We start from the raw sequence: 17,394 nt of genomic DNA on the forward strand, positions 1-17,394 counted from the left end.
CCCCTTCACTTTAGGGGAAACCATACACAGGCATATAGTTTCCCCTTTGCGGCAGAGAGCAAGATTACGTATCTTTGCAGCAGAAAAACAAGTAATAACCCTCAAAAAAATCTGGATTATGAAACGTACATTATTAGCAATCGTAGCGGCAATCGTGATGATAACATCCGCGAACGCCCAGAGACTTACCAACATTCAGGCTGAAGCCAGCTTCATCACCGACAAGATGATGGTGGAACTGGGATTGAGCAAGGCTCACCGCAACAGCATCCTGAGCATAAACCTCTCATATCTCAACAGCATAAACAGCTATCGCGACATCGATGCCTATGGATGGCAATACCGCAACAAACAGCTAAGGCGTATAATGTCGCCAAAGCAATGGAGAAGGTTCTGCGAGTCGTATTACTTCTACCGTCCCATCAGTTGGCGTGACAGGGCATACGTACACAACATCTACGTGAAATATCCTAAACACGACTGCCGCCCTTGCCACCACCGTCCGCACTACTACGACAGGCACTGCAAGCACTATAAGCACGACAAACACTGGAAGCAACACAAGAAGCACGACAAGCACTATAAGAAATATGACAAACATCACAAGCACCACAAACACCACAAACACCACAAACACCACAAGGACAGAGATGATGACTGACACGACGGCAGCCACATAGTCCGAACATGAAAACCTATCAATGAATGAGCCATAACAAATAGCGATATAGGGAATCCGCAAAGATTATCCCATATCGCTATTTTCATATCATATTCAAGAATGCTGGATGTCTCTTTCAATCCTCATATCCGCACCAATAACTAACGATTTGTGCCAGACATGACATTTTCCCGAACTTATCAGGTGGAAATACACAAAATACAGAGGGAACTTACAACTTTTCTGAAAGTTATTTTCACTCACTCTTTCAAGAAAAACAAGTCTGTTCATCGCATCAGACACTTAGATACGGACTTGTCGTAAGAATCATCAAGTGGTAAAAGCCCGAAAAAGCGGTATAGGAATCTCATAAAAAATTCCTATACCGCTTATATTCATTGCTTTGAGCTATACCGGATAGCTGCTTGAGCGATTAGTATTCGTCCTCGTTGAAGAGGAAGTCTTCTTTTGTCGGATAGTCGGGCCAGATATCCTCGATGCTCTCGTAGACGTCACCCTCATCCTCTATCTCCTGCAGATTCTCCAACACTTCAAGCGGCGCCCCGGAACGAGTTGCGTAGTCAATCAATTCGTCCTTCGTTGCAGGCCATGGCGCATCTTCGAGCTTTGAAGCTAATTCAAGTGTCCAATACATAGTAAATATAAATTATCAGTTTGCGATACCAGGCAGCATCACCATGCCAGCTCGCTGCCTATTATAAAATTGAGCGCAAAAATAATGTTTTTTTTCTTATCTACAAGTTTTTCTTCCATATTTTTTCTCTCACACCGTCATTAAAGTTTAATTTGCGTGCGAGCATGAAGAGATAGTCAGAAAGACGGTTGATATACTGCAATACATTTCCATCGAGCTTAGTGGTTTCACCGAGGAAGAATATGCGCCTCTCCGCCCTGCGGCATACCGTGCGGCAAACATGTGCGAGAGCTGCCTCATGTGAGCCTCCGGGGATGATGAATGACGTCTGTCGGGGCAGACTGCCGTTCAGATGGTCAATTTCCTCTTCCAGCACCGTCACCTCCTGCGGGTCGATGGTATACGAAGGTGCCAACTTGGTCTGAGTGGTATCGGTAGCGAGATATGAGCATACCGTGAACAGCGTGCGCTGAATGCTGATCACCATATTCTTGTCGTCGCCATCCTTCATGAAGGAAGCAAGCAGACCGAGCTGCGCACTGAGTTCATCCACGGTGCCGTATGCCTCGATACGAGGGTTTGTCTTTCTCACCCTCACTCCTCCTACCAAGCTCGTCATGCCCTCGTCGCCTGTCTTTGTATAAACCTTTGTTATTGCCATAGTCTTGAGATTTTTAAAAGTTAATCTTGTAATTCTGCTTATATCGTTTCGGATCGACATACACCAATCCACAATAATACATATCAAAGGACACTATATTCTGAAGTCTCCCCACTACATCTTGCCAGACCGCCTTGTTGTAGTTCAACCTATCCACTACCACGAAATCACCGGTCCGCAACCGCTTCACCGCTTCCGTCAGCCATTCTGCATCTATTGCAGGGGCATTGGCATGCAGGATATGCGCCCCCGGTGCATTTCCAAGCGTTTCCAGCGCCGGATCCGCATCACACGGCCCAATGCCCGTCCAACGCAGAGAATTGCAGCCTGCACGGAAATAAGCCTTGTCACGCTTCATGTCTTCATCATCAAAGCCCACCGCCACCACCATCTCCGGCTGGGCATGGTTGGCGAGACGGAGAAAGAACTCACCCATCTTGCGTCTCACGGCATCTGCCTCAGGAAAATCCTTTGCCAGACGTTCGTAGGCATAATACGGGTAATGCTCATTTATGACGTATCTGACGAGGCTGTAAGCCCAAGGCGACTGTATTCCGAAGCCCCGGCAACAGCCAATCCTACTGAGCCATATCATTCCGCGTATTAACCTATTTGTCGTCATCAGGCGCAAATATACGTATTTTTATCAAAAATAAAACGATTTGTCAGGACATTTTTCCACCAAGAACGTAAATATCAAGGATAAAAGGTAATAACAAGCTCTTAATATCAAAACAGGAAGAGAGAGAAACTGCAAAAAAGTCAACTCTGCATTTGCTATTGATATGATTTTCCGCTAATTTTGCATTTTAAAGGTAATAGAGATATGAAAACGCTTAAAGAACTTTTCAAAATAGGCAAGGGACCATCAAGCAGTCATACGATGGGTCCACAGAAAGCCGCAAAGATATTTCTGGAGAACAACCGCGGAGCAAGCTCGTTCGAGGTGACTCTCTATGGTAGTCTTGCCGCTACGGGCAAAGGACACATGACAGACATCGCCATCATCGAGGTGCTGGAACCAATTGCTCCCGTTAGGATAATCTGGAAACCGGACGTGTTCCTTCCGTTCCATCCCAACGGAATGAAATTCAGGTCGTTCACAAATGACGAGAAGCCTATCAACGAATGGACGGTATACAGCATAGGTGGAGGTGCGCTCTCTGAAGGCAAAGGAGATGACGACATGTTCAACTCACCTGAAGTCTACGACATGAACTCCATGACAGAGATAATGAAATGGTGTGAACGCACGGGAAGAAATTATTGGGAATACGTGCAGCTATGCGAAGACAGCAGTCTGTGGGACTATCTCGAAGTGGTATGGATCAAGATGAAAGAGGCGGTTGAACGTGGTCTGAAACGTGAAGGAAGACTTCCCGGACCGCTCAATCTGCCACGCAAGGCACCGACATACTACGTGAAAGCAACTGGCTACAAACAGTCGCTGCAGACAAGAGGATTAGTATATGCCTATGCTCTGGCAGTGAGTGAGGAAAACGCTTCAGGCGGAACAATCGTCACCGCTCCTACCTGTGGAGCATGCGGCGTGCTGCCAGCGGTGCTATATCATATATCAAAGAGCCACGAATTCACAGACAAACAAATCCTGCACGCTCTTGCCACAGCGGGACTGGTAGGAAATATAGTGAAGAAAAACGCATCCATCTCCGGAGCCGACGTTGGTTGCCAAGGAGAAGTGGGCGTAGCATGCGCCATGGCGTCAGCAGCATCCTGCCAGTTGTTCGGTGGCAGCCCGTCTCAGATAGAATATGCAGCAGAGATGGGACTGGAACACCACCTCGGTATGACTTGCGACCCTATTTGTGGATTGGTGCAGATACCATGTATCGAACGCAATGCCTTCGCTGCCACCCGAGCACTCGACTCTAATCTCTATGCCGCATTCTCCGACGGATCTCACCGCGTTTCGTTCGACCGCGTCGTAGAGGTAATGAAGCGCACCGGACACGACATTCCATCGCTATACAAAGAGACAAGCGAGGGCGGCCTTGCAAAGGGTTTCAACATGACGGGTAACGTGAATGACTAAAGCAACAATTCAAACGCTCAGACAATTTAGAATAAAGTAATACGATAACATTACGCATTCTGAGCCACAAAGCGGATTACATCTCCAGGTCGGGAACTGTAATCCGCTTTCTTTATCCTCAGACGGTCATCAAAACTAAAATTCAACAAAAACCGTCAACCATCTGGTCACATATTCGGAAGTGTCTATAATTCAGCCACTTCCGTCTGTTTCTGCATGCAAAAACCATCTGGTAATTGTCCGGACAATTCAATTATCGTCTGATGAAAACAGACATAAAGCTGCATGAGAACCAAGGAAGACCCTGATGCGTACAGACGCAAAAAAAATCCTCCGGAGGATTGCTCTTCCGGAGGATTCAAGCTTTAAAGTGAAAAAAGGCGGTTACCTACTCTCCCACATTGCATTGCAGTACCATCGGCGCAAGCGGGCTTAACTTCTCTGTTCGGAATGGGAAGAGGTGGAACCCCGCCGCTGTCGCCACCTGATATGGGGGACATGCGTTATAGTTACAGACATATCACTTGGTAGAATTGACAGTTGCAATACAACTGAAAGTGTGTGCCGGAAAGCGAAAGCTCTCGGGCAATTAGTAGCGCTCGGCTTTGACGTCGCCGTCTTTACACCTGCGCCCTATCAACGTCGTCGTCTGCGACGACCCTCAATGGAGTTCTAATCTCGTGGAAAGCTTCGCACTTAGATGCTTTCAGCGCTTATCCGATCCAGACGCGGATACCCGGCGGTGCGCCTGGCGGCACAACCGGTACACCGGAGGTCTGTCCGTCACGGTCCTCTCGTACTAGTGACAGCACCACTCAAAACTCCTGCGCCCACGATAGATAGAGACCGAACTGTCTCACGACGTTCTGAACCCAGCTCGCGTGCCACTTTAATGGGCGAACAGCCCAACCCTTGGGACCTTCTCCAGCCCCAGGATGTGACGAGCCGACATCGAGGTGCCAAACCACCCCGTCGATATGAGCTCTTGGGGGGGATCAGCCTGTTATCCCCGGAGTACCTTTTATCCTTTGAGCGACGGAGTTTCCATACACATCCGCCGGATCACTATGCCCCAGTTTCCTGCCTGCTCGGGATGTCTCCCTCCCAGTCAAGCGCCCTTTTGCCATTGCACTCTTGAAGGCCGCTTACCAAACGGCCCGAGGGCACCTTTGGAAGCCTCCGTTACGCTTTTGGAGGCGACCACCCCAGTCAAACTACCCACCAAGCAGTGTCCGCGACTATCCGCGTTAGACCTCAGACAGCCAAAGGGCCGTATTTCAAGGATGGCTCCACAACGCCTGGCGACGCCGCTTCGAAGCCTCCGGCCTATCCTACACATCGGATGACCAAGGTCAATGCTAAGCTGTAGTAAAGGTTCACGGGGTCTTTTCGTCCCATCGCGGGTAATCGGCATCTTCACCGATACTACAATTTCACTGAGCTCATGGCCGAGACAGCGTCCGGATCATTACACCATTCGTGCAGGTCGGAACTTACCCGACAAGGAATTTCGCTACCTTAGGACCGTTATAGTTACGGCCGCCGTTTACCGGGGCTTCAATTCAATGCTTCCCTTGCGGTGACATCTCCTCTTAACCTTCCGGCACCGGGCAGGTGTCAGGCTGTATACTTCATCTTTCGAGTTCGCACAGCCCTGTGTTTTTGTTAAACAGTTGCCTGGACCTATTCTCTGCGCCTCACCCGGAGGTGAGGACCCCTTATCCCGAAGTTACGGGGTCAGTTTGCCTAGTTCCTTAGCCATGAATCTCTCAACGCCTTAGTATGTTCTACCCAACTACCTGTGTCGGTTTGCGGTACGGGTACCGCCAACATGAGTTTAGCCCATTTTCTCGGGAGTATGATTACCCTCGCTGTCAGGTTCCCCCGAAGGGGACCCCGTACTTTCGGGTTTCAGCTCAAACGCCGGATTTGCCTGGCATTCTCATAGCCTACGCCCTTCAACGCCCTATTCCGTCAGGGCGCGGAGGTGTCACTGCTCCGTCTGGACATCACTGATGGCGGTAGTCACGGAATGTTGACCGTGTCTGCCATCGGCCTCGCCGCTCGGCTTAGCCTTAGGACCCGACTGACCCCAGGATGAATGGCATTGCCTGGGAAACCTTAGTCGTTCGGCGGGAGGGGTTCTCGCCCTCCTAATCGTTACTTATACCTACATTTGCTTTTCCATAGGCTCCAGCAGTAGTCACCTACTGCATTCTACGCCGATGGAATGCTCCCCTACCGATACTTTTATTATTTGCTATCCCGCGCCTTCGGTGCCTGTCTTATACCCGATTATTATCCATGCACGGACCCTCGACCAGTGAGCTGTTACGCACTCTTTGAATGAATGGCTGCTTCCAAGCCAACATCCTGGCTGTCTCAGGGACCACACTTCGTTAGACTAACTCAGACAGAACTTCGGGACCTTAGACGGCGGTCCGGATTCTTCTCCTCTCGGGGACGGACCTTAGCACCCGCCCCCTTACTGCAGGAATACTAAGCGTGAGCATTCGGAGTTCGTCAGGTCTCGATAGGCGGTGAAGCCCTCTTGACCTATCGGTCGCTCTACCTCTCACGCTGACCTTCCCACGCGGCACCTAAATGCCTTTCGGGGAGTACGAGCTATCTCCAAGTTTGATTGGCCTTTCACTCCTACACTCACCTCATCCAGAAGCTTTTCAACGCTTATTGGTGCGGTCCTCCATCCCGTGTTACCGGGACTTCAACCTGGACAAGTGTAGATCACTTGGTTTCGCGTCTGCCTCCGCCAACTTGACGCCCTCTTCAGGCTCGCTTCCACTACGGCTTCGTCCCTCATGGGACTTAACCTCGCTGGCGACGGCAACTCGTAGGTTCATTATGCAAAAGGCACGCCGTCACATCACATGGATGCTCCGACCGCTTGTAGGCGCATGGTTTCAGGATCTCTTTCACTCTTCTCGTCGAAGTGCTTTTCACCTTTCCCTCACGGTACTGGTACACTATCGGTCTCACGGGAGTATTTAGCCTTGCCGGATGGTCCCGGCGGATTCGGGCAGGATTCCTCGTGTCCCGCCTTACTCAGGATACCGCTAGGCCTTCGCTCGCTTCACGTACGGGGCTTTCACCCTCTACGGCCGGACTTTCCAGTCCATTCTGTTCACGATAAAAGTACCACAGCGCGGTCCTACAACCCCGGCGTTGCCTTGACAACACCGGTTTGGGCTCTTCCCCGGTCGCTCGCCACTACTGGGGGAATCATTGTTTATTTTCTCTTCCTGGAGGTACTAAGATGTTTCAGTTCCCTCCGTTCGCCTCCGGACTTTTGTCCGGATGACAGTCCTTCAGACTGCCGGGTTGTCCCATTCGGAAATCCCTGGATCAAAGGTCATTTGCACCTCCCCAGGGCTTGTCGCAGCTTATCACGTCCTTCATCGCCTCCGTGAGCCTAGGCATCCGCCATACGCCCTTTCTTACTTTCGCCTATGTCCGCATGTGAATATGAATACTCACAAGGGACCTAGCCCATACTTTCAGCTGTATTGAAATTTTCTTTTCTACAGTTTTGTCTGTAACAACATGTCAAAGATCGTTTTCGTTGAGAATCTTCAGAATTCTCACGAATCGTGGAGAATAACGGATTCGAACCGTTGACCCCCTGCTTGCAAAGCAGGTGCTCTAGCCAGCTGAGCTAATCCCCCAAATTACATTGAAGAACAATATTGGAGAGTGAGGCTCATTTCGTTTCGCCTCTTACGTAGTCCCAGGCAGACTTGAACTGCCGACCTCCACATTATCAGTGTGGCGCTCTAACCAACTGAGCTATAGGACTGTCAGGTTGGTCAGGTGTATGGACTTCTCCGCCCAGTTTCCTTTGTCTCTCTTTATTCTTGAAAAACAGGAGTTCGTGAGTACAAGAAGATTTTTGGAAAGACTTACTTCCGTATCCTCTAATCACAGGTGCACCTTTTCGAAAGGCATCTCCAGAAAGGAGGTGTTCCAGCCGCACCTTCCGGTACGGCTACCTTGTTACGACTTAGCCCCAATCACCGGTTTCGCCCTAGGCCGACCCTTGCGGTCACGGACTTCAGGCGCCCCCGGCTTTCATGGCTTGACGGGCGGTGTGTACAAGGCCCGGGAACGTATTCACCGCGCCATGGCTGATGCGCGATTACTAGCGAATCCAGCTTCGTGGGGTCGGGTTGCAGACCCCAGTCCGAACTGGGGGACACTTTCGCGATTGGACGGACGTTGCCGGCCGCCGGCGCTCTGTATGCCCCATTGTAACACGTGTGTAGCCCCGGACGTAAGGGCCGTGCTGATTTGACGTCATCCCCACCTTCCTCACACCTTACGGTGGCAGTGTCCGCAGAGTGCCCGGCATCACCCGATGGCAACTACGGAGAGGGGTTGCGCTCGTTATGGCACTTAAGCCGACACCTCACGGCACGAGCTGACGACAACCATGCAGCACCTTCACAGAGACCCCGAAGGGCGTCATTATCTCTAAATCCTTCCTCTGCAATTCAAGCCCGGGTAAGGTTCCTCGCGTATCATCGAATTAAACCACATGTTCCTCCGCTTGTGCGGGCCCCCGTCAATTCCTTTGAGTTTCACCGTTGCCGGCGTACTCCCCAGGTGGGATGCTTAACGCTTTCGCTTGGCCACTCGCCCAGGTGGGCGAATAGCGGGCATCCATCGTTTACCGTGCGGACTACCAGGGTATCTAATCCTGTTCGATACCCGCACTTTCGAGCCTCAGCGTCAGTTGCGCTACCGTCAGCTGCCTTCGCAATCGGAGTTCTTCGTGATATCTAAGCATTTCACCGCTACACCACGAATTCCGCCAACGTCCCGCGTACTCAAGTGGACCAGTTCGCGCCGCACGTCCGCCGTTGAGCGACGGAATTTCACGACACGCTTAACCCACGGCCTGCGCTCCCTTTAAACCCAATAAATCCGGATAACGCCCGGACCTTCCGTATTACCGCGGCTGCTGGCACGGAATTAGCCGGTCCTTATTCAAATGGTACATGCAATGCGGGACGCGTCCCGCACTTTATTCCCAAACAAAAGAGGTTTACAACCCGTAGGGCAGTCTTCCCTCACGCTACTTGGCTGGTTCAGGCTTGCGCCCATTGACCAATATTCCTCACTGCTGCCTCCCGTAGGAGTTTGGACCGTGTCTCAGTTCCAATGTGGGGGACCTTCCTCTCAGAACCCCTACTGATCGTCGCCTTGGTGGGCCGTTACCCCGCCAACAAGCTAATCAGACGCATCCCCATCCCATACCGCCAGTCCTTTCGTCATCAATATATGCATCTTAATGACAGCATACGGTATTAATCCGCCTTTCGACGGGCTATCCCGTGGTATGGGCCAGGTTGGATACGCGTTACTCACCCGTGCGCCGGTCGTCATCCTGGAAGAGCAAGCTCTACCAGATGTTACCCCGCGACTTGCATGTGTTAAGCCTGTAGCTAGCGTTCATCCTGAGCCAGGATCAAACTCTCCATTGTATAATATCTTTATAATGACCTTTCCCGAAGGAAAGTTCGTTTTGTCTCTGTTCAGAATGCCTCCGAAAATCATCCGGTATCACCTTCAGAAATTGATAGGTTTCGTTCTACCCAGAACTTCTTTCTCCATGACCCCTATATAATATAAGGTGGAAAAGAAGCCTGCTTCTTGTACTACTACTTCTCTGTTTATTGTAATCTTTTCAAAGAACTCTTTCTTTTGTCGCTCTTTCTGACTTAATAACTGTTTTGTAACAGCGTTCGTTCTCAAAAGCGGATGCAAAGGTATGGGTTTTTCTCATACCATCCAAATGTTTTCAAAAGAAAATGAGAAAAAAGTGACGGTTTTCCTTTTATTTGACAGAATTGAAGGGAAAGGTGTAGGGTTCACATTATATTTATATATGCGCGCGAAGGGAAATATCAATGATTCCTCTTTGGGTGTTTCTTAGATTTGAAAGTGCGGGGCTCTCCATTTCACTTAGCAAATGATTCGGTTGATGGTTTTTTATACAAAAACCATGATAAACCGCAAGTATAATGACAGAAAATGGAAACAAGTCTGATGGCATCAGCCCACTCTCGGTCTCGAACCCATCCAAACCTTCCCAGTAGGATAACCCATCCTGACATTCCCAAAGGGAAGGAACAAGTTACTATGCTTTGCCAAAGACTTCTTCAGACAATCATATCAGCCCCCACCTAGCCTCCCCCGTAGGGGAGGGACAGTTACTATTGCTATTGATAAGTCACTGATAATCAAACGACTACTGACGATAATATTACTTGCAAGGATATCTGTCCCTCCCCTACGGGGGAGGCCAGGTGGGGGCTGATGACAATTGGCGGAGTTATATTAATAATTTACTGCGCAGCAGGTTTATCTTGGTTTTTGTCTGAAAGGCTTCAGGGTGGGTATTCTGGTTTTTGTCTTATATAAAAGTTGTTACTCCGTGATGACAAATCCGTGTTCCTAGAGTGATATCCGCTTTCTATTTTAGACCTGTGCCTGTCGCCGAAGGCTGATGGGCACTTTATTCTCACTGTCATGGAAAATGGAAGATTTTGGGTACTACTTGAAAAGAAAATGTGCCCAGGTGGGGCAACGTGCTTGCCCAAAAATGGGACAAAACAAGACTGGAAACCACTATAAGCGGAGAGGAACGGCAAATGCCTGAAGCGGGGACACAACGACAATACTGAATGACTGTATCAGTGAGCAACAAGATCAAAGAACTGAAGGAACCGGTTGTATTACAAGGTTTCACTGCCCAAGAAAAAAAAGAGTAGACATCAATACAGCAACAAAATAATTTCGCAAACAGACGTTCAAATGTTAATCACTTTGAAATATTGCAAGCATATCAATAAGAATGACTATCTTTGCATAATGTTGGCCCTGTTACACTAGGCTGCCGACAAACGATAATAATTACCACATTAACAGAACCATAAAAAACGATATGCAAACAAGCGTAAAGCCCGCTGAGGGCAAATTAGGAATAATGATTGTTGGCAACGGTGCCGTTGCCACGACATTCATGACAGGTGTGCTGATGACACGCCGCGGTCTGACCAAGCCCATCGGCTCCATGACACAATACGACAAGATACGCGTAGGCAAGGGAACCGAGAAGAAATATCTGCACTACAAAGACATCGTGCCACTGGCAAGTCTCGACGACATCGTGTTCGGCACATGGGATGTATACCCACAGAATGCCTATCAGGCTGCGATGTATGCCGAGGTGCTGAAGGAGAAAGACATCAACCCCGTGAAGGACGAGCTGGAGAAGATCAAGCCTATGAAGGCCGCCTTCGACAAAAACTACGCCAAGCGCCTCGACGGTGACAACGTGAAAGACTGCAAGACGCGTTGGGAGATGGTAGAAGCACTGCGTGAAGACATCCGCAACTTCAAGAAGGAGAACAACTGCTCACGCATCGTGGTGATTTGGGCTGCCTCAACGGAAATCTACGTTCCGGTGGACGAAAAGATCCACTATTCGCTCGAAGCCCTGGAGAAGGCGATGAAGGAAGACGACCGCGAACACGTGGCACCATCAATGTGCTACGCCTATGCCGCCCTCACCGAAGGAGCACCGTTCATCATGGGTGCGCCAAACACAACTGTCGACATTCCAGCAATGTGGGAACTCGCCGAGAAGACGAAGATGCCTATCTCGGGCAAGGACTTCAAGACCGGTCAGACCCTCGTAAAGAGCGGTTTCGCCCCAATCATCGGCACCCGTTGCCTGGGACTGAGCGGATGGTTCTCTACAAACATCCTCGGCAACAGAGACGGTCTCGTGCTCGACGAGCCGGCAAACTTCCACACCAAGGAGGTGAGCAAGCTATCCACACTGGAGACAATTCTGAAGCCCGACGTGCAGCCCGATCTCTATGGCCACGGCAACGACGAGGACACACAGTATTATCATAAGGTGCGCATCAACTACTACCCTCCACGCAACGACAACAAGGAGGGCTGGGACAACATCGACATCTTCGGATGGATGGGTTACCCAATGCAGGTGAAGATAAACTTCCTCTGCCGCGACTCCATCCTCGCAGCCCCTCTGCTGCTCGACCTCTGTCTGCTGAGCGACCTCGCCGCAAGAGCTGGACGCTATGGCACGCAGCGTTTCCTGAGTTTCTTCCTCAAGAGTCCTATGCACGACTATACCAAGGGCGAAGAGGCAGTAAACAACCTATACCAACAGTACACAATGCTTAAGAACGCCATCCGTGAGATGGGTGGTTATGAAGCTGATGAAGAGATTGACTAATAAACAAAAGAAGACAATATTGTGGTCGCTACCAGTAGTAATACTGGCAGCGATTGCTTTTATTACGGTACCCTCGCTGCTGCCCGAAAGCTACGACAGCATGAAACGGAGCGTGGTTACCGTTGAATGCGGTGAATACTACGAGATTCTGAGCCGTGGCAGAGTGATAGCCTGTTGCAACGACATCAATGCCGACACCACGCTCCATGCCGTTAGCATAAAGCCCGACAGCGACACGGAGCGCAAGGCAATGGTGTGCGGATGCTGGATAAACAGGTTCACATTCATGCCCTCATGCCAGGGCCGCATACTCACCGTCAGTCCATTTTCCACCGACGCAAGACTGATTTCCATGGCAAACAGGAACATCGGCACCCTGATTGAGAATACCATCAAAAGAGCCGAAGAGATGCTTGCCACCGACATGAAGAGGGAGACCGAAATGGATTATTATCTGAATACCCACAACGTGAAAGACGAAGGATACAACGCCATCGCCGCATACGCTGAGGAGAACAAGAAGAAAAAAGACAGTCTGCAGCACAGCATCAACCTGCTGAAATCGCTGCAACAGAAAAAGGGACTCAAGATAAGGCGCAAAAGCAGATATACGCTGGTATACCCCGTCAACGCGAAGAAGGCGAACAGAATAGCATGCCGCATCCTGCCTGAGGAGTCGGGAAAGACATCAAGAAGCACCATCGTGCTGCAGACGAAAGGCAAGTTCATGCCCGAAGATGCAAACAGCCTGTATGGATTCGACGTGTTCTGCCTTATCCCCGAAAAGGGCGACACCATATCCATAGCCGGAGTCTTCGGACTGACAAAGAACAGTCTGCCCAGCACAGCGCTCCAGAAGCCAAACATCTTCAGAGGCACCACCATCTCAACCGAGCGCCATGCCACACCAGAGCTGCTGGCTCCCGAGGGCGCGCCGATATTCAACCGCAACGGATATTTCATCGGAATAAACAACAAGGGAGGAATAGTGAAATGAAAATATCCCACCTTATTATATATGCCTTGACGGCACTCGCCATCATCTCATGCAAAGACGGCAAGCCCATCGACACCGTGACCCTATACCACGGCGACTACTGCTACCGCGGAGAGATGGTACACGGCAAGCGGAACGGCTACGGAGTGTTGTCGCTGAAAGACAGTATCGTGTACAGCGGAATGTGGAAAGACGGCAAACGCTGTGGCTACGGCACTACGACCGACTCTCTGGGCAGACGAATCACCGCACTATGGCACGCCGACACGATAGTGAGCGGAACGCGAGAGGACTCTCTCGGAATATACCACGGAGGATTCAGTGAAGACCTGCTTGCCGACGGACACGGCACATGGAGAAATGCCGACGGAGAATTCTATACCGGCCAGTGGACCGCCGACCGCCGCAACGGTTTCGGCTGCGGAGTGGCAGAGAACGGCAAGGTGAAAGCCGGCGACTGGCGGAAGGACAGATACCGCGGAGAGAAGATGGTGCATACAGCCGACAGGATATACGGCATCGACGTGTCGAGATACCAACACGAGAAGGGAAAGAAGAAATTCCATCTCGACTGGACAAAGGTGCGAGTCATCGGACTGGGTTCCGGAAGGAGAAGTGCCGGCGACATAAACTACCGCATCTCATTCGCATACATAAAGTCAACGGAAGGCGTCACCGTGCGCAACAGATATTTCGCCTCCGACTATGTCAACGCCAAGAAGAGAGGCATCGCCGTAGGGGCATACCACTTCTTCTCGACAAGGAGCAGTGCTGCGGCGCAAGCGCATTTCTTCCTTAGACACACGGCTCTGAGAGTCGGCGACATGCCTCCCGTTCTCGACGTGGAGCCAAGCGACGCCCAGATAAAACAGATGGGCGGACCGGAAGTGATGTTCCGTGCCATCAGGACATGGCTCAACATCGTGCGCAACGCCACCGGCACGAAGCCCGTGCTCTACGTGAGCCAGAATTTCGTGAACAGATATCTGTCTGCCGCTCCCGACATCAAGGGCAATTACCCCGTATGGATTGCGCGCTACGGACAATACCGTCCTGACGTCAGGCTCGCCTTCTGGCAGCTCACGCCCTACGGCAAGGTGAGAGGAATACAGGGAGACGTCGACGTCAACGTGTTCAACGGATACAAGGAGCAGTTTGCCGAATTTCTGCATAAGGAGACGATAAAGAAATAAACGCCATGCTACCTTTGCCCCTGCCTGCCACACGGCAGAAAAATGGCGCAAGGAAGGGAATAACAAAGAAAATAAAACTACATAAAACGACGACATGAAGAAAAGCAAATTCAGAACATTAGCCACGCTGATTGCACTGGCTTGTTCCAGCGTAGCATCCCTGGCGCAGATTCCAGAGGGCTACTACGACTCACTGAAGGGAAAGAAGGGTGCAGAACTGAAAAGCGCAGTCCACGACATCATCAAAGACGCCAAAGTATTGAGCTATGGCTCTGGTAACGGAAAGACCTGGTGGGGATTCTGGATTACCGACCGCACCAGCGACGGACGCTTCATCGACCGCTACTCCAATGAGAGCACATGGCCGATGAGCACAAGCCAGGGAGCAGCGGGAGCCGGAATGAACATCGAGCACTCGTTCCCCAAGAGCTGGTGGGGAAAGACAGAAAACCAGGCATACAAAGACCTCTACAACCTCATGCCCTGCGAGAGCAAGATAAACAGCAGCAAGAGCAACTACCCGATGGGCGAAGTGGTGAGCGGCGACACAGGAAACGGATGGACGAAGGTGGGCAACGGCAACGACGGCAAGAAATACTGGGAGCCTGCCGATGAGTGGAAAGGCGACTTCGCACGCGGATACATGTATATGGCAACCTGCTACAGCGGACTGCCCTGGACGGGAGTGGGACTGCAGATTCTGGAGAAGAACGACTACCCCACCCTACAGAAATGGGCTTACGACCTATACATAAAATGGGCAAAGGCAGACATGCCAAACGAACTGGAGATAACGAGAAACAACAAGGTGAGCGAGATACAAGGCAACCGCAACCCGTTCGTTGACTTCCCTAACCTGATGGAATATATCTGGGGCGACAGCATAGACTACGCCTTCGATCCTATGACCACCACCTGTTCAGACAACTACAAGGGCGATGACACACCAGTCACCCCTTCCGATGTGATTGCCTCATACGATTTCACCAAGGGCGAGTGTGGCTTCACAATCGAAGACGTGAACAACCCGCTTGACAACAGCAACATCTGGGTGATAACAGACACATACGGATGGAAGGGAACGGCATTCAAAGGCAGCTGCCATGAGGCCGACTCTTATCTCGTATCGCCGGAGATAGACCTCACGGGCTATGAATCGGCAAAGATGAACATCAACCAGGCAGTGAACTTCATAAAGACCGACAACATTACAGACAGGCTCAGCGTGGAGGTACGTTGCGACGGAACGGCAACGGTGCTCAGCGGTTTCACATGGCCTACGGGCGACAATTGGACTTTCGTGGAATCAGGTGACATCAGCCTCAACGAATTCGCCGGCAAGAAGATACGCGTGGCATTCAGATACACCAGCACCTCTACAATCGCCTCTACATGGGAGATTAAGAAGATGACGGTGAGCGGCAAGAAGATGACCGACGGCATCAGCGACGCCGCAACGATTACCAACTCCAAAGAGCCTCGCCAGACCTTCAGCATCAACGGCGAACGCATCACCGACACCGCCAACCACAACGGCATCATAATAGTGAAGCAGGGTGGCAAGAGCTGGAAAATCACAAGATAAGATGAACAGCTGACAATACTTGAATCACAAAAAAAACGGTCATTAGGGCATCATGAATTATATAATTCCGAGCAAGCCCTAATGACCGTTTTTTGTTTAACCCAAATCGCTTTCTATGTTAATATCCAAATGTTTTGACCATTATTTTCAATTTATGCTGAGATTTTATATTCAGGGGTGAATGTTTGGCGATTTCTGACCATGGCTGTGACCAAATGTACAAGTTTGTTCTTGACATTGTTCAGTGCAACCTGCTTCTTCTTTCCTCGTTCTACGAGGCGCATGTAGTACCTCGCCATAATGGGATTGAAGTTGACGGCAGCTAGTGCCGCTTGCGTCAGCATGGCCTTTATCTGGCGGTTAGCCATATAATGTACATGCGGATCGGAATGCACACTGGTTCCCGAATCTTTGCCAAATGGAGCTAGGCCGTAATAGCAGGCAATCTTGCGTGAGTCGTAGTTGAAACGCCGGAAGTTGTCGGTGTACACCATCAGGCACACAGCGTTCTGCGTTCCTATGCCAGGCACCGAGGTCACGATGGTGAACACCTCGGTGAGTTCCTCGTCCGACTTGATGAGATCGGCAATGCGCTTATCTATCTTCTCTATCTCCTTATTGAGTTCAGAGACGATGTGCCGTCCGCTCTGCGAAATCATTGTCTTGACTGGCGACTTCTCCATAGTGAGTCGCTTTTCGCCTCTACGCACCTGGAAACTGCATCTGTGTCTTACGATCATCTGACGGTATAGGAACAGCTCACGCAGTTGTGTAAGCGACTCGCTAAGAGGCTCGTACATAACGGCTTTATCGTAATTCCTCATGGCGTATTCTGCAATCATCGAGGCGTCAGCACGGTCAGACTTCAATCGTCTAAGACCAGATGCGTCTTTGATGCTCTTTGCGTTCTCAAGCCACATGTCGTAGCCTTTACCGTAGAGGAAGTTGCACAGTCCCTTGCTGTAGTCGCCCGTGTTCTCGCCACAGAAGAGCCACAAGGACGAGTCGATACCGCAGGAATTCTGCTCAACCCACTTGACCAACTGCCTATAGCCAGACACGGTTGTCTTGAACTCGTTGAACACTCTAGCAGCGGTTTCTGCCAGTCCGTCTGCAAAAAGGATAGCCACATCAACTTTTTCTTTCGAAAAATCAACTCCGATAAATAAATTCTTCATAACTTTGTACGAGTTATATTGTGTAGAATTGGTCAATAGTTGTATGGACTAACACTCTAACAAGGCTCAGAGCCGATAACTTTCTATCTGGTCTTTGCAACTATGTCGATGAGGACCTAAA

The 17,394-nt window shown here is 50.4% G+C and carries 10 protein-coding genes, 2 tRNA genes and 3 rRNA genes; 6 read left to right on the forward strand and 9 right to left on the reverse strand.

The window, feature by feature from the left end:
* Positions 1 to 118: 118 nt before the first annotated feature.
* The gene (locus ACDC99_RS09830) at positions 119 to 661 is read left to right on the forward strand and encodes a hypothetical protein (protein WP_370756670.1); all 543 of its coding nucleotides are present in this window, start codon (positions 119 to 121) and stop codon (positions 659 to 661) included.
* A gap of 433 nt (positions 662 to 1,094) precedes the next feature.
* Here ACDC99_RS09830 and ACDC99_RS09835 read toward each other — a convergent pair whose 3' ends face one another.
* The 3 genes from ACDC99_RS09835 to ACDC99_RS09845 form a co-directional block, all read right to left on the reverse strand.
* Positions 1,095 to 1,316: a DUF2795 domain-containing protein gene (locus ACDC99_RS09835; RefSeq protein ID WP_004342485.1), complete on the reverse strand. Its 222-nt coding sequence runs from the start codon at positions 1,314 to 1,316 to the stop codon at positions 1,095 to 1,097.
* 100 nt (positions 1,317 to 1,416) lie between these two features.
* Positions 1,417 to 1,977: a cob(I)yrinic acid a,c-diamide adenosyltransferase gene (locus tag ACDC99_RS09840; RefSeq protein ID WP_022316163.1), complete on the reverse strand. Its 561-nt coding sequence runs from the start codon at positions 1,975 to 1,977 to the stop codon at positions 1,417 to 1,419.
* 13 nt (positions 1,978 to 1,990) lie between these two features.
* Positions 1,991 to 2,572, reverse strand: a complete 582-nt coding sequence (locus ACDC99_RS09845; protein WP_337776609.1) for a hypothetical protein — start codon at positions 2,570 to 2,572, stop codon at positions 1,991 to 1,993.
* Positions 2,573 to 2,803: 231 nt separating this feature from the next.
* Between ACDC99_RS09845 and ACDC99_RS09850 the strand changes: the two genes are divergently transcribed.
* Positions 2,804 to 4,030, forward strand: coding sequence for an L-serine ammonia-lyase (locus tag ACDC99_RS09850; protein ID WP_288762927.1), 1,227 nt, complete (start codon positions 2,804 to 2,806; stop codon positions 4,028 to 4,030).
* A 375-nt stretch (positions 4,031 to 4,405) separates the two neighbouring features.
* On the opposite strand, the gene rrf is transcribed toward ACDC99_RS09850, so the two are convergent.
* From rrf to ACDC99_RS09875, 5 genes are all read right to left on the reverse strand, one after another.
* Positions 4,406 to 4,518: ribosomal RNA gene (rrf, locus tag ACDC99_RS09855) — 5S ribosomal RNA — on the reverse strand.
* An 81-nt stretch (positions 4,519 to 4,599) separates the two neighbouring features.
* Positions 4,600 to 7,495: ribosomal RNA gene (locus ACDC99_RS09860) — 23S ribosomal RNA — on the reverse strand.
* A gap of 144 nt (positions 7,496 to 7,639) precedes the next feature.
* Positions 7,640 to 7,713 (reverse strand) — tRNA-Ala (locus ACDC99_RS09865).
* A gap of 57 nt (positions 7,714 to 7,770) precedes the next feature.
* Positions 7,771 to 7,844, reverse strand: a tRNA-Ile gene (locus tag ACDC99_RS09870).
* A gap of 155 nt (positions 7,845 to 7,999) precedes the next feature.
* Positions 8,000 to 9,531: ribosomal RNA gene (locus ACDC99_RS09875) — 16S ribosomal RNA — on the reverse strand.
* The 16S, 23S and 5S rRNA genes sit together here with 2 tRNA genes alongside, the layout of an rRNA operon.
* 1,463 nt (positions 9,532 to 10,994) lie before the next feature.
* Between ACDC99_RS09875 and ACDC99_RS09880 the strand changes: the two genes are divergently transcribed.
* The 4 genes from ACDC99_RS09880 to ACDC99_RS09895 all read left to right on the forward strand — a co-directional run bounded on the left by ACDC99_RS09880 (position 10,995) and on the right by ACDC99_RS09895 (position 16,095).
* Entirely contained in the window at positions 10,995 to 12,320 is a 1,326-nt protein-coding gene (locus ACDC99_RS09880) for an inositol-3-phosphate synthase (protein WP_044064595.1), read from the forward strand.
* Positions 12,313 to 13,317, forward strand: a complete 1,005-nt coding sequence (locus tag ACDC99_RS09885; RefSeq protein ID WP_302750919.1) for a hypothetical protein — start codon at positions 12,313 to 12,315, stop codon at positions 13,315 to 13,317. The genes ACDC99_RS09880 and ACDC99_RS09885 overlap by 8 nt, the downstream gene beginning before the upstream one ends.
* Entirely contained in the window at positions 13,314 to 14,510 is a 1,197-nt protein-coding gene (locus tag ACDC99_RS09890; RefSeq protein ID WP_044074563.1) for a GH25 family lysozyme, read from the forward strand. The genes ACDC99_RS09885 and ACDC99_RS09890 overlap by 4 nt, the downstream gene beginning before the upstream one ends.
* Positions 14,511 to 14,604: 94 nt before the next feature.
* Positions 14,605 to 16,095 (forward strand): endonuclease, encoded by a 1,491-nt coding sequence (locus ACDC99_RS09895; RefSeq protein ID WP_370756671.1) that lies wholly within the window; start codon positions 14,605 to 14,607, stop codon positions 16,093 to 16,095.
* A 152-nt stretch (positions 16,096 to 16,247) separates the two neighbouring features.
* Here the strand turns inward: ACDC99_RS09895 and ACDC99_RS09900 are convergent, their stop codons facing one another.
* The gene (locus ACDC99_RS09900) at positions 16,248 to 17,273 is read right to left on the reverse strand and encodes an IS110 family RNA-guided transposase (RefSeq protein WP_042517114.1); all 1,026 of its coding nucleotides are present in this window, start codon (positions 17,271 to 17,273) and stop codon (positions 16,248 to 16,250) included.
* Positions 17,274 to 17,394: the final 121 nt, after the last annotated feature.

It is taken from the genome of Prevotella pectinovora (assembly GCF_041323955.1).
Classification (GTDB): Bacteria; Bacteroidota; Bacteroidia; order Bacteroidales; family Bacteroidaceae; genus Prevotella; species Prevotella pectinovora.